The sequence below is a fragment of the Geodermatophilus saharensis genome, assembly GCF_900188205.1.
GTDB classification, from domain to species: Bacteria; Actinomycetota; Actinomycetes; order Mycobacteriales; family Geodermatophilaceae; genus Geodermatophilus; species Geodermatophilus saharensis.
In genome coordinates this window covers 157,937-171,445 of the sequence record NZ_FZOH01000008.1, presented here as the reverse complement: position 1 = coordinate 171,445, position 13,509 = coordinate 157,937, and the positions used below count along the sequence as shown (strand labels likewise).

The 13,509-nt window shown below is 76.0% G+C and carries 10 protein-coding genes and 1 tRNA gene; 1 reads left to right on the top strand and 10 read right to left on the bottom strand.

The annotated features are described in order from the left end of the window. Window positions 1-45 precede the first annotated feature (45 nt). The 7 genes from pknB to CHC04_RS18615 all read right to left on the bottom strand — a co-directional run bounded on the left by pknB (window position 46) and on the right by CHC04_RS18615 (window position 9,801). Complete coding sequence (gene pknB / locus CHC04_RS18645) at window positions 46-1,989, bottom strand: Stk1 family PASTA domain-containing Ser/Thr kinase (RefSeq protein WP_089405440.1); 1,944 nt, start codon at window positions 1,987-1,989, stop codon at window positions 46-48. Window positions 1,990-2,125: 136 nt separating this feature from the next. After that, window positions 2,126-4,099 carry a protein kinase domain-containing protein gene (locus tag CHC04_RS18640; protein WP_089405439.1) on the bottom strand — a complete coding sequence of 658 codons (1,974 nt, stop codon included), beginning with the start codon at window positions 4,097-4,099 and terminating at the stop codon, window positions 2,126-2,128. Then, window positions 4,099-5,547: a peptidoglycan D,D-transpeptidase FtsI family protein gene (locus tag CHC04_RS18635; protein WP_089405438.1), complete on the bottom strand. Its 1,449-nt coding sequence runs from the start codon at window positions 5,545-5,547 to the stop codon at window positions 4,099-4,101. Before CHC04_RS18635 ends, CHC04_RS18640 begins: the two co-directional genes overlap by 1 nt. Further along, window positions 5,544-6,959 (bottom strand): FtsW/RodA/SpoVE family cell cycle protein, encoded by a 1,416-nt coding sequence (locus CHC04_RS18630; RefSeq protein WP_089405437.1) that lies wholly within the window; start codon window positions 6,957-6,959, stop codon window positions 5,544-5,546. Before CHC04_RS18630 ends, CHC04_RS18635 begins: the two co-directional genes overlap by 4 nt. Beyond that, window positions 6,959-8,413, bottom strand: coding sequence for a PP2C family protein-serine/threonine phosphatase (locus CHC04_RS18625; RefSeq protein ID WP_089405436.1), 1,455 nt, complete (start codon window positions 8,411-8,413; stop codon window positions 6,959-6,961). The genes CHC04_RS18630 and CHC04_RS18625 overlap by 1 nt, the downstream gene beginning before the upstream one ends. A gap of 94 nt (window positions 8,414-8,507) precedes the next feature. Then, window positions 8,508-8,966, bottom strand: a complete 459-nt coding sequence (locus tag CHC04_RS18620) for an FHA domain-containing protein FhaB/FipA (RefSeq protein WP_089405435.1) — start codon at window positions 8,964-8,966, stop codon at window positions 8,508-8,510. Between the two features lie 13 nt (window positions 8,967-8,979). Beyond that, entirely contained in the window at window positions 8,980-9,801 is an 822-nt protein-coding gene (locus CHC04_RS18615; protein WP_089405434.1) for a DUF3662 and FHA domain-containing protein, read from the bottom strand. 188 nt (window positions 9,802-9,989) lie between these two features. On the opposite strand from CHC04_RS18615, the gene CHC04_RS18610 reads away from it, so the two are divergent. Then, window positions 9,990-10,075, top strand: a tRNA-Leu gene (locus CHC04_RS18610). Between the two features lie 71 nt (window positions 10,076-10,146). Here CHC04_RS18610 and CHC04_RS18605 read toward each other — a convergent pair. From CHC04_RS18605 to CHC04_RS18595, 3 genes are read right to left on the bottom strand one after another with little or no spacing between them, the layout of a single operon-like run. Further along, window positions 10,147-10,785, bottom strand: a complete 639-nt coding sequence (locus CHC04_RS18605; protein WP_089405433.1) for a response regulator transcription factor — start codon at window positions 10,783-10,785, stop codon at window positions 10,147-10,149. Window positions 10,786-10,794: 9 nt separating this feature from the next. After that, window positions 10,795-12,723 carry a sensor histidine kinase gene (locus CHC04_RS18600; protein WP_089405432.1) on the bottom strand — a complete coding sequence of 643 codons (1,929 nt, stop codon included), beginning with the start codon at window positions 12,721-12,723 and terminating at the stop codon, window positions 10,795-10,797. A 34-nt stretch (window positions 12,724-12,757) separates the two neighbouring features. Beyond that, the gene (locus CHC04_RS18595) at window positions 12,758-13,474 is read right to left on the bottom strand and encodes a hypothetical protein (RefSeq protein ID WP_089405431.1); all 717 of its coding nucleotides are present in this window, start codon (window positions 13,472-13,474) and stop codon (window positions 12,758-12,760) included. Window positions 13,475-13,509: the final 35 nt, after the last annotated feature.

The following is a 13,509-nucleotide window of genomic DNA, read 5'->3' as shown; positions in this document are numbered from 1 at the left end:
CGAGGGCCCCTCCCGGATCGGGAGGGGCCCTCTCTGCTTCAGGGGTCAGCCGGGCGGACTGACCGTCGTCGGCGTCGCGGTCGGCTGCGACTGCTGCGTGACGACCAGCAGCGTGATCTCGCCGTCGGCTTCCACCGTCTGCCCCGGCTGGGGGTCGCTCCCGGCGACCGTGCCCGGCGCCTGCCCGGCCTCGCCCTCGGTCGGCTGGGCCGTGATCGTCCCGGTGAAGCCCGCGGCGGCCAGCGCCTGACGGGCGGCGGCCTCGGTCTGGCCGACGATCGACGGCGGGACGGTGATCTCGGCGGTCCCGCCCGACACCTGCAGCGTGATCTGGTCGTCGGCGGCCGCCTGTTGGCCGGCGGCCGGGTCGCTGGCGACGACGGTGCCCGCGGGCTGGTCGGAGTCGACCTCCTCGGTCGTGACGGCGGTGAAGCCCGCCGTGCGCAGCGCCTGGGTGGCGGCCGCCTGCTCCTGACCGGTGACGTCGGGGATCTCCGCGGTGCCGTCGGAGACCGACAGCGTCACGGTGGTGGCCGGGTCGACCTGGGTGCCCTCCTCGGGGTCCACCGCGACGACCTGGCCCTCCGGCTCGAGGGAGTCGGTCTGGTCGCTGTTGACGTTGCCGGTCAGGCCGGCGTTCTCCAGCGCCGTCCGGGCGCGCTCCTCGTCGAGGCCGACCACCTGCGGCATCGTCGCCGTGTCGGGTGCCACGCCGACGGTGAGGGCCACCGCGGTGCCCTCGTCGACCTGAGCGCCGCTGGCCGGGGTGCTCTCCAGCACGGTGCCGACGGCGTCCTCGTCCGGGGTGACCCGCGGGGTGACCTCACCGACGGTCAGGCCGGCACCCTGCAACGCGGCCTCGGCGTCGGCCCGCAGCTGCCCGACCAGCGCCGGCACGGTGACCTGCGCGGCCGCCTGCGGCGTCCCCCCGGCGTCGTCGTCCCCGCCGGAGTTCACCAGCAGCGCGACGCCGACGACGGCGCCGATGAGCACCAGCGCCCCGACGACGGCGGCGATCACGCGGTTGCGCCGGCGCCGGTCGGCGGCCGCGTCGTCGTCCCAGCCGCCGTCGGCGCCGTAGCCGGCCGGCGTCGCGCCGAGGATGGTGGTCTTCTCCTCGTCGCCCATGACCGGGGTGGCCTCGACCCGCTGCCCGGCCAGCGCGCGGAGCAGGTCGTTGCGCATCTCGGCGGCCGACTGGTAGCGGTTGGCCGGGTTCTTGCTCAGCGCCTTGAGGGCGATCGCGTCGAGCTCCGGCGGCACCCGGGGGTTGACCGACGAGGGCAGCCGCGGGTCCTCGCGCACGTGCTGGTAGGCCACCGACACCGGTGAGTCACCGGTGAACGGCGGCGCACCGGTGACCAGCTCGAAGAGCAGGCAGCCGACCGAGTAGACGTCGGAGCGGGCGTCGACGGCCTCGCCGCGGGCCTGCTCGGGGGAGAGGTACTGCGCGGTGCCGATGACGGCGGCCGTGGAGGTCATCGTGGCGGCGGAGTCCGACACCGCGCGGGCGATGCCGAAGTCCATGACCTTGACCGAGCCGTCGGGCGTCAGCATGACGTTCCCGGGCTTCACGTCGCGGTGCACGATGCCGTTGCGGTGGCTGAAGTCGAGGGCGGCGCAGATGTCGGCGGTCAGGCTCATCGCCCGGTCCGGCGCCAGCACACCCTCGCGGCGCAGCACGTCGCGCAGGGTCTCGCCCTCGACGTACTCCATGACGATGTACGGCGTCGCGCCGGTGCTGGTGCGGTCCTCACCGGTGTCGTAGACCGCGACGATCGCCGGGTGGTTGAGCGAGGCGGCCGCCTGCGCCTCCCGGCGGAAGCGCACCTGGAAGGAGGGGTCGCGGGCCAGGTCGCTGCGCAGCACCTTGACCGCCACCTCGCGGCCCAGCCGGAGGTCGCGGCCGCGGTGCACCTCCGCCATGCCGCCGCGGCCGAGGACCCCGCCGATCTCGTAGCGCTCGCCGAGAACCTGGGGGGTGGTCATCGGGGGTCCTCTCGGGCGGTGCGGTGGTGCGGCTCGGGCGGACCCGGACACGGGGGAGGACCGGGTGCGGCCCCGGTCCCGGCGGGCAGCCTAACGGCGGGAGCGCCCGCCACCCCGGCACCGCGGGGGGCGGGTGTCACGCCGGTGCACCGTCGGCCACGGCAGCCCCAGAGGCGTCGGGACCGGGCACCCCGGGCGCCCACGCGCCGGTGCCAGCGCCGGTGCCGGCGCCCCCACCGCCGCCACCGGTCCCGGGGTCGGTGCCGGTCCCGTCGGCCGCCCCGCCGTCCCCGGTCGTCGGGTTCGCCGTGGAGGGCGGCGGAGCCGTGGTGCCACCCTGGGTCGCCGGCGGACCGCTCGGCGACGGCGTCGGCGAGCCGGACGGGCTGGAACCGCCGCCCTGCGAGGGGGACGGGGCCTGCGTCTGGGTGGGCGTCTCGGTCTGCCCGCCGTCGTCGTCGTCGTTGCCCCCGCCCCCATTGCCGTTGCCCTGGTTGCCGGTGTTGCCGTTGCCGTTGCCCTGGTCGCCGGTGTCCCCGCCGCCCTGGTCGTCGTCCCCGCCGCCGGAGTCCTGCGGCGCCTCGCTCTCCACCTCGGGGGAGAAGTCCTGCCGGGCCACCGACAGGGTGACCGTGGTGCCGCGGGGGACGGGGATGCCCGACGGGTCGATGGCCGCGACGTCGCCGGCCTGCAGCTCGATCCCGGCGGCGGCGAGGTCGTCGTCGCCGGCGTCGACCCGGGCGACGTCGAGACCGGCCTCGCGCAGCTCGGCCTCGACGTCGTCGGCGTCCTCGCCGAGGTACTGCGCGGCGGCGGGGATGGTGACCAGGTCCTGCGTCGGGCCCGCCGAGCCGCTGGTCGGCGCGCTGCTCGTGGCGGTCGGGTCGGCGGTGGTGCCGGCGTCGCCCTCGCCGTTGCCGGAGAGCAGGAACCAGGCGCCGGCGACCAGGACGGCGACCAGCGCGAGGGAGGCCAGCACCAGCGCCCAGCGGCGGCTGCCGCCCCGGGGCGCGGCCGCCGGGCGGCGGTCGCGGTCGTCGTCGCCGTCGACCGGCGGGCCCTGCAGCGGCGGCATCGGCCGGGCGCCGGCCGCGTGCCGGCCCCCGGTGCGCGGGCCGGCCGCCGCGGCCCCGACGACCCCGGTCGCGACCCCCGTGTCGGCGCCGGTGACCGGGCCGCCGAGCACGCGGGTGCCGTCGCCGTCGACCTCGGGGATGACCTCGGTGACCGCGCCCGCGGTGCCGGTGGCGAGGCCCCCGGTGGCCGGGGCCAGCCCGTGGCCGTTGGCGACCGAGCGGATCGCGGTGGCGAACGCGGCGCCGTCGGGGAAGCGGTCGTGCGGGTCCTTCGCCAGCGCCCGGTCGATCAGCAGCCGGACCTGCGGCGGGATCTCGGCCGGCAGCGGCGGCGGCTGCCGGTTGATGTGGGCCAGCGCGATGGCGACCTGCGAGGTGCCGTCGAAGGGCCGCCCCCCGGTGAGGCACTCGTAGCCGACGACGCCCAGGGAGTAGACGTCGGAGGCGGCGGTGACCTCCATGCCCTGCGCCTGCTCGGGCGAGAGGTACTGCGCGGTGCCCACGACCATGCCGGTGCGGGTCAGCGGCGTCGCGTCACGGGTGCGGGCGATGCCGAAGTCGGTCAGCTTGACCACGCCGTCGGGCCGCACGATGAGGTTGCCCGGCTTGATGTCGCGGTGCACCACCCCGGCGGCGTGCGCCGCGGACAGCCCGTCGGCGGCCTGGCTGAGCACGTGCAGCGTCCAGTCGACCGGCAGCCGGCCCTCCTCGTGGAGGATCGTCACCAGCGGCTTGCCCTCGACGAGCTCCATGACGAGGAACGCCAGCTGGTGGCCGCGCTCGTCGGTGCTCTCGCCGTAGTCGTAGACCGAGGCGATGTTGGGGTGCGACAGGGCCGCGGTGTGCCGGGCCTCGTTGCGGAACCGGGCGACGAAGCTCGGGTCGCCGGTGAACTCGCTGCGCAGCACCTTGGCGGCCACGATCCGGTCCAGCACCCGGTCGCGGGCACGCCACACCTCGCCCATGCCGCCGGTGGCGATGGGCTCGGTGATCTCGTAGCGGCCGGCCAGGATGGTGCCGGTGGACAGGGCCATCAGCCCCCCTGACCCTCGAGGTAGGCCTGCATGACGTCACCGGCGATCGGTGCGGAGACGTCCCCGCCGGTACCCCCGCCGTTGGCGACGAACACCGCGACGGCGATCTGCGGGTCGTCGGCCGGGGCGAAGCCGATGAACCAGTTGTGGTCGGGCACGTCCTCGGCGACCTGGGCGGTGCCGGTCTTGCCGGCGACCGCCACGCCCGGGATGCGGGCGGCCCGCCCGCTGCCGTTGGCCACGACGCTCTCCATCATCTCCTGCAGCTGGTCGGCGACCTCGGGGGTGACCGGCGTGGAGAACTCCTCGGGGTCGGCCCGGTCGATCACCGTCCGGTCGGGGGCGCGCACCTGGTCGACGAGGTAGGGGGTCATCAGGGTCCCGTCGTTGCCCACCGCGGCGGCGACCATGGCCGCCTGCAGCGGGGTCATCCGCACGTCGCGCTGGCCGATCGAGCTCTGCCCGAGCGCCGCCTCGCTCTCGATGTCGCCGACGCTGCTGCCGGCGACCTCCAGCGGGATCTCCATGCCGTCCCCCGTCATGCCGAACGCCTCGGCCATCTCCCGCACGCGGTCCTCACCGAGGTCGATGCCCAGCTGGGCGAAGGCGGTGTTGCAGGAGATGGTCAGCGCGTCGATGAGCGACTGCTCCTGGCTGCTGCTGCAGGAGGACCCGTTGAAGTTCTCCAGCGTCGTCGAGGTGCCCGGCAGGGTCAGCGTGTCCGGCGCCGGGATGACGGTGTCGGGGGTGTACTCCCCGCTCGACAGCGCCGCGGCCGACACGATCACCTTGAACACCGAACCGGGCGGGTAGTTGTCCTGGATCGCCCGGTTCAGCCGCGGGTCGGCCTCCATCGCGCCGAGCTCGTCGGCGTAGGCGCGGATGGCGGCGGGGTCGTGGCTGGACAGCTGCGCCGGGTCGTAGGTGGGGGTGCTGGCCATGCCGAGCACCGCGCCGGTGGACGGGTCGAGCGCCACGACGGCGCCGGTCACGCCGTCCAGCCCGGCCATGGCGGCCTCCTGGACGGCGGGGTCGAGGGTGAGCACGACGTCGCCGCCGGCCGGGTCGCGGCCGGTGAACAGGTCGGCCAGCCGGCGCAGCGCGAGCCGGTCGGCGGACCCGGCGAGGATGTCGTTCTCGGCGTCCTCCATCTGCCAGGCGCCGTAGATCAGCGAGTAGTAGCCGGTGACCGCGGCGTACGTCGGCCCCTGCGGGTACTGGCGCAGGTACTCGAGCGTGTCCTGGGTGGGCACCGACAGGGCGACCTCGGTGCCGTCGACGACGATCGACCCGCGCTCGCGCGAGTACTCCTCGGTGAGCACCCGGGTGTTGCCCGCGTCCTCGCGCAGCTCGTCGGAGCGCACGACCTGGATGTAGTTGACGTTGAGGATCAGCAGGGTGAACAGCACCAGCACGCTGATCGCCACGCGCCGCAGCGGGGCGTTCACGAGCTCACGACCTCGGTGGGTGCCTCGCCCAGCGCCTGCTTGGGCGGAGGGGGCGGGGTGGCCGGGCGGCGGGCAGCGTCGCTGATGCGCACCAGGACGGCCACCAGGCCGAAGTTGGCCACCAACGAGGACCCGCCGTAGGCGACGAACGGCGTCGTCAGGCCGGTCAGCGGCAGCAGGCCGGTGACGCCGCCGAGGACGACGAACAGCTGCCACGCGACGGCGAAGGCCAGGCCGCCGGCGAGCAGCTTGCCGAAGGCGTCGCGCACGACCAGCGACGTCCGCAGGCCGCGCTCGACCAGGACCAGGTAGATGACGATGACGGCGACCAGGCCGAACAGGCCCAGCTCCTCGCCGATCGCGGCGGCGATGAAGTCGCTCTTGGCCACCGGCACCTGGTCGGGGCGGCCCCCGCCGAGCCCGGCACCGAACAGCCCGCCGGTGCCCAGGCCGAACAGCGACTGGACCAGCTGGTAGCCGCCCTCGTCGCGGTAGGCGAACGGGTCGAGCCAGGTGTCGACGCGCACCCGCACGTGCCCGAACAGCTGGTAGGCGAGGAACGCCCCGGCGGCGAACAGGCCCAGGCCGATGAGCAGCCAGCTGGCCCGCTCGGTGGCGATGTAGAGCATCACCACGAAGATGCCGAACAGCAGCAGCGAGCTGCCCAGGTCGCGCTCGAAGACGAGCACGAGGATGGACACCACCCAGACGGCGAGCACCGGGCCCAGGTCGCGGCCGCGCGGCAGCTCCAGCCCGGCGACGCGGCGGCTGGCGAGCGCGAGGACGTCGCGCTTGTCGACCAGGTAGGCGGCGAAGAAGACGATCAGGCAGATCTTGGCGAACTCGCCGGGCTGGATGCTGAAGCCGGCGACGCGGATCCAGATCTTGGCGCCGTAGACCTCCGAGACCGAGGCGGGCAGCACCGCGGGGATGGCCAGCAGCACCAGGCCGACCAGGCCGAGGGTGTAGGCGAAGCGCGACAGCAGCCGGTGGTCGCGGAGCACGACGAGGATGGCGACGAACAGGGCGACGCCGACGGTCGCCCACAGCAGCTGCACCGGGGCGTCCTCGCGGCCGGCCTCGGCGTCGGCCTGCAGCGCGGCGAGGTCGAGCCGGTGGATCATCGTCAGGCCCAGGCCGGAGAGCACCGCGACGGCGGGCAGCAGCAGCGGGTCGGCGTAGGGCGCGAACCGGCGGACGACGAGGTGGACCACCACCCACAGCGCGGCGAACCAGCCGCCGAAGGTGGCCAGCTCCGGGCGCAGCGACCCGGTGACGGTGAGGTCGACGATGCACTGCGCCGCGAGGGTGATCAGTACCGCGAAGCCGAGCATCGCCAGCTCCGTGTTGCGCCGCTTCGGGACGACCGTGCCCGGGAGCGCGGCCCGGGGGTCGGTGGAGGGGCTGCCCATCACTCCGCCTCCCGGCAGTCCACCCCCGGCTCGGGCCCCGTGCTGGAGGGGGTGGTGGAGATCGTGGAGGGGCCGGCCGACGTGGGGGAGTCCGAGGCGCCGGGCGCCGGCAGGCCCTCGGTCGGCAGCGGGGGCAGGTCCGAGGGCAGGGCGCCGTCCGACGGCGCGGCGCTGGAGGCCGGGGCGCTGGAGGCCGGGGCGCTGGAGGCCGGGGCGCTGGAGGAGGCCGGGTCGGTCTCGCACACCGGGATCGCGGCCTCGTGCAGGTCGTCGACGATCCGCTGGGCGTCGTCGGCGCCGCTGGCCTCGATGCCCTGCCGGACGCTGTTGCGGTCGTAGGAGGTGAGGTCCTCGAGCGGGATGTCGGTGACCTCGTCGACGCGGTAGAGGTCCAGGCCGAGCAGGTCGGTGTTGAAGCCGCGGAAGACCGCCACCCGGTCGCTGCCGTCGGCGGCGGCCGCCGAGCCGACGAACCAGTGCGTGAGCACCCACAGCCAGGTGGCGATGCCGGCGCCCACGAGGAGGAGCACCGCACCCCCAGCGACGAACAACCGCCGCCGCGAGCGGCGACGGTCGGGGGGAGCAGCGGCCGTGGGTGCGGTCGGCGCGGGGGGCGGGGGGGTCGGTGGCGGGTCGGCCAGCGCCGCCCGCCCGGCGGCCGAGCGGGGGTCGACCTCGCGCTGGCCGCGGTTGTTCCCGGCGGCGCCGTCGACGACGGGGTCCATGGTGCCCGAGCCGTTGTCCTCGACGACGTCGGCGACGATCACGGTGATGTTGTCCGGCCCGCCGCTGCGCAGCGCGAGCTCCACGAGCCGGTCGGCGGTCGACTGCGGGTCGGGGTCCTCGAGGGCGTGGGCGAGGGTCTCCTCGCTGACCACCCCGGACAGGCCGTCGGAGCACAGCAGGTAGCGGTCGCCGGCGCGGGCCTCGCGCATCGACAGGTCGGGGTCGACGTCCTGGCCGTTGAGGGCCCGCAGCAGCAGCGAGCGCTGCGGGTGGTGGTTGGCCTCCTCGGGCGTGATCCGGCCGTCGTCGATGAGGGTCTGCACGAACGTGTCGTCGTGGGTGATCTGGGTGAGGACGCCGTCGCGCAGCAGGTAGGCGCGGGAGTCCCCGACGTGGCACAGGGCGATCCGGCCGCCGGCGAACAGGACGGCGGTGAGCGTGGTGCCCATGCCCTCCAGCTGCGGCGACTCGCGGATGACCTCGCGCAGGTGCTCGCTGCCGTCGAAGACCGCCTCGCGCAGCGCCTGCAGCATGTCGCCGCTGGGGGCGTCGTCGTCGAGGTGCTCCAGGGCCGCGATGACGACCTTGCTGGCGACGTCGCCGGCCGCGTGACCGCCCATGCCGTCGGCCACGGCGAGCAGCCGGGGCCCGGCGTAGACCGAGTCCTGGTTGTTGCCGCGGACCAGACCGCGGTCGGAGCGGGCGGCGTAGCGCAGCGCGAGACTCATCGGACCCTGCTCACGTCTGCTCGGTCGCTCCCCATGGTCGGCACGGTGGTCGTCGCCGCGGTCGGTGTCGGCTGGGTCGGTGTCGGCTCGGTCATCAGCGCAGCTCCAGGGCGGTCTGGCCGATGCGGATTGGCTGGCCCGGAGCCACCAGCAGCGGCCCCTGCACCCGCTGCTGGTCGAGGTAGGTCCCGTTCGTGGAGCCGAGGTCCTCGACGTACCACTGTCCCCCACGGTTGGTCAGCCGCGCGTGCCGGGAGCTGGCGAAGTCGTCGGTGAGCACGAGCGTGGAGTCGTCGGCGCGGCCGATGAGGATCGGCTGCTCCCCGAGGGTGATCTTGGTGCCGGTCAGCGGTCCGGCGGTCACCACCAGCGTGCGCGGGCCCCGGCCGCGCTTGCGACCGGGGGCGGCGGCGCGCGGGGGCACCGAGGCCACCCGCCCGGCCCGGCCGCCGAAGAGGTCGGCGCGCACCACGCGGAACGCGGCGAAGATGAACAGCCACAGCAGCAGCAGGAACCCGAAGCGGAAGACCTGCAGGACGATCTCGGCGGTCACGAGCGGCCCCCGCTCACGAGCCGTCCTGCCGGTACACCAGCACGGAGTGGCCGATCCGGATGACGTCGCCGTCGGAGAGCGCCTGCCGGCTGATGCGCCGGCCGTTGACCAGCGTGCCGTTGGTGGAGCCGAGGTCCTCGGCGACGGCGGTGCCGCCCTCGAGGACGACGTCGACGTGCTTGCGGCTGACGCCGGTGTCGGGCAGCCGGATGTCGGCGTCGGTGCCGCGACCGATGACGTTGCGGCCGGTGCTCAGCTCGTGGCGGGTGCCGGGCCCGTCGACGACGAGCACGTGCGTGACGCCCGGCCGCGCGCCGGCGCGGCCGACCACCGAGGGGTGCTGGCGGCCGGTGTCGGTGGCCACCCGCCCCTGCAGCGGCGGCAGCGGTGGGACCGCGCCGGAGCCGGTCATCGGCGGGGGCGGCGGGACGGCGGCGCCGTCGGCCCGCGACGCCGGGCGCGCGGGGTCGGCGACGTGCGAGCTGACCTCGAACACCCCGGTGGGCAGGTCGTCGACGCGCTCGAGGCGGACCTGGACCGCGCCGAAGGTCTGCCAGCCCTCGTCCTCGATGTGCTCGGTCACCATGTCGGCGAGTTGGGCGGCGAGCTGCTCGGACCACTCGGCGAGGTTGGTGTAGTCGGTGGGACCGAGCCGGACGTCGTAGACGTTGGGCGCGAGCACGCGGCCCTCGCCCATCACGGAGCGCTGCTCGTCGGCCTCCCGCTGCAGCGCCTTGGCGATCTCGGCGGGGTGGACCTTGCCCTTGAACAGGCGGGCGAAGGCGACGCCGACCATCCCCTCGAGGCGTCGCTCGAAGCGCTGCAGCACGCCCACAGTCGCTCCTCCACCTCACCCGGTACCGACGGTCCTCCCGACGATCCTAGCCGTGCCCCCGGGTGGTGACCGGCCAGCAACGCTCGTCGCCACGCGGGCCACTGCCGCCACGCCGGGCCCACCGGCCGCGCTCCTGCGGCCCCCTCCGCCGGGTGCCGCCGGGCGGCTGCTAAGGTCGTTCCTCGCCAGGGCAAGTGGCGGAATGGCAGACGCGCACGGTTCAGGTCCGTGTGTCCGGAAGGACGTGGGGGTTCAACTCCCCCCTTGCCCACCAGTACCGCACCCCAGCACGTCGAGGACCCGCCCGGTCGACCGGGCGGGTCCTCGTGCGTCCGGGCCCCGGCGCTACCGGTCGCGGCCGAGCCCCGCCTCGCGGGCGCGCACCACGGCCTCGGCGCGGTCGCGCACCCCCAGCTTGGCGAAGATCGACGTCACGTTGTTGCGGATGGTCTTCTCCGACAGGAACAGCCGGGAGGCGATGGCGGTGTTCGGCAGCCCGGCGGCGATCAGGTCGAGGACCTCGCGCTCGCGGTCGGACAGCTCGGGGAAGGGCCTGGCGACCACCCCGGACCCCGCGGTGAAGAACGCCCGCAGCCGCCGGGCGACCTCGGCCCCGTAGACGCCCTGCCCGGCGGCGACCGACTCCAGCGCCCGCCCGATCTCGGCCTGACCGGCGCCCTTGAGCACGTACCCGAGCGCGCCGGCCTGCACGGCGGCGAACACCGCCTCGTCGTCGGCGACCATCGTGAGCACCAGCACGCGCGCCTCCGGCCACCGCTCGACCAGCTGCCGGGTGGCCTCGATCCCCGACAGGCCGGGCATCTGCACGTCCATCAGCACCACGTCGGGTCGCTCGCGCAGGGCCGCCTCGACCGCGCCGGTCCCGTCGGGGGCCTCGGCGACGACCTCGACGCCGAGGTCCTCCAGCAGGACCCGCAGGCCCTGGCGGAACACGGGGTGGTCGTCGGCGACGACGGCGCGCATGGGGGCTCCTCAGTCGTGCGGGTGGCGCGGCAGGACGGCGTGCACGCGGGTGCCCGTGGGGTCGCCGGGGCCGACGGTGCAGGAACCGCCCAGCTCCGCGGCGCGCTCCCGCATCGAGGACAGCCCGACGCCGGGGACCGGCCGCCCGGGCAGACCGCGGCCGTCGTCGCTGACCTCGACCTCGACGGTGTCGGCGCCGGCCGTGACGCCGATGGCGACGGCTCGCGCGCCGGCGTGGCGGACGGCGTTGTGCAGCGCCTCCTGGGCGATGCGCAGGGCGGCGACCTCGACGGCGGCCGGCAGCCCGGTGAGGTCCCCCTCGCCGGTCACCGTCACCCGCGGCCCGCGCTCGGCCAGCGGTGCCGCGCCGGCGCGCAGCGCGCCGAGCAGCCCGAGGTCGTCGAGCGTCGGGGGGCGCAGGCCGTGGACCAGCCGCCGCACGTCGGCGACGGCGTCGGCGGCCTGGGTGCCGGCCGCGGCCACCAGCGCGGCGGCTCGCGCGGGGTCGTCGCGGCGCAGCGCCGACCCGGCAGTGTCCAGGGTCATCACCACCGCCGACAGCTGCGGGCCGAGGCCGTCGTGCAGGTCCCGCCGCAGCCGCCGGCGCTCCTCCTCGCGGGCGGTGACCAGCCGCTCCCGGGACTCGGCGAGGTCGCCGCTGAGCCGCACCGCGTATGCGGCGGCCGCCAGCCGGCCGGCGAGGTCGGCGAGCACCCGGTCGTCGGCGGGCTCGAGGCCGGCCGCGGCGGCCCGCGGCGCCACCAGCAGCTCGCCGACGGGCTCGCCGTGCAGCGCCAGCGGCACCCGGCGGGCGTCGGCGGGCACCCGCCCGGCCTCCTCCCGGACGACGGCGCCGCCCGGCAGCGGCACCTCGACCGCCGCCCCGCGCAGCCGCAACCCGCTCGCCACCGCGGCGGCGCCGTCGCGCAGGGCCTGCCGGGGGGAGGCGGCGGCGCCGAGCGCGGCGTCGACCCGGGTGAGCAGCGTGTAGGGGTCCCCGCGGTCGCCGTACAGCAGCCGGTCGACCAGCCGCTGGACGCGCAGCCGGGCGGGGGAGAAGGCCAGCGCCACGGCGAAGGCGGCGAGGAAGGGCGCCCAGCCGCGGCGGTCACCGAGCAGCGCGCCCGCCCAGCCGACCACCGCGGCGTACACCAGCGCGGTCAGGCCGAGCAGCACACCGCCGACGACGGTGCGGTTGACCAGGACGTCGATGTCGTAGAGCCGGTAGCGGAACGCGGCGACGGCCAGCCCGGCCGGCACGAGGAGCACCGCCAGCGAGACCCCCCACCACGGCGCGAGGAAGGTGGCGGCGGTGGCGGCGACCACGCCGTAGCCGGCCCAGGCGAGCTGGCGCCGCTGGACGCCGTCGGCCCGGCGCACCCGGACCACCAGGGAGGCGACCCCGGCGGCCACCAGCGCGCCGAGCAGCACCGGGAAGGCGGGGACGCCGAAGGGGTCGCCGATCCCGAGGGGGAGGGCCAGCGCGGCGGTGGTGAGCGCGGTCAGGGCCAGCGCGGCCGCGTGCGGCACCCGCCACCAGCCGGGCAGCGGCCGGCCGGAGGGGACCACCTGCGGCAGGACGGTGGTGACCAGCAGCAGCGCCGGCACCCACACCCAGCTGCGCACCCAGCCGGCCGGCCCGGCCTGCCCGGCCGCGGCCCACCACGACGTCGCGAGGACGTAGGCCGAGGCCGAGCAGCCCACGGCCAGCAGCAGCCAGCCCAGCCGCCGGGCCTGCGGCAGGCCGGCGAGCAGCGCACCGGCGACGGCGAAGGAGGGCCCGGCGACCGGCTCGGGCGTGCGGAACAGCCGCGGCAGCCAGTCCCCGCCGGCCGCGACCGGCAGGGCCAGCGCGGCGGCGGTGGCCGCCACCGCGCAGACGGCGAGCAGCCGGGCCGCCGGGAGGGCGACCCGGCTGCCGCGCCGGTTCCGGTACACGTCGGGGGACCGTAGGGGGCCGTCGGCGTCCCGGTCAGGAGGCGACGCCGCGCCGCTCGCCCGCACGGGCGATGCCACCGGCGCGGGCGACGTGCACCGCCAGCCCCAGGGCGCCGGCCAGCCACAGCCAGTGCGGGTCGACCGGGCCGACTGCGCCGACGGAGAAGTCCAGCACGATGAACGCCAGCCAGGCCGCCGGGATCCAGCGGGCGACGACGCCCGAGCGCAGCATGCCGACCGTCAGCGTGACCATGCCCAGCGTCGTGCCGAGCAGGAACGGCGCGAGGAACAGCGCCAGGAACACCGGGTGCGCCTCGGCGGCCGACAGCAGCGCGGCCGCGCCGTCCAGGTCCCCGGACTGCGACGCCGGCAGCTGCAGGTAGCCCATGAGGTGGATGCCCACGAAGCCCCACATGCCGGCCAGCAGCAGGGCGCCGGCGGCGTACGCGGTCCTGCGCATGCGGGCAGCGAGCAGGCCGGCGGCGGCGAGGAAGGCGATCGCCATGAACGGGACGGCCAGCGTGCCGGTGACCAGGCGGGTGGTGAACAGGGTGGTGTGCTCCCCGACCAGCGCGAGCTGGTCGGCGAGGGCCTCGGGGCGCGCGGGGAGGAACTGCAGCAGGGCGGCCTCGGCGGTGTTGAGGACGCTGCCGACGACCAGGCCGGTGACGGCCAGCCGGCGGCCCACGGGGCCGAGGGGACGGGTGGGCGCCGGTGCGGCCGGGGCGGTGGCGGGGGCGGTGGTGTGCACGGGAGGGACCTCCGGGTCCGGTGCGGCGGGTCGTT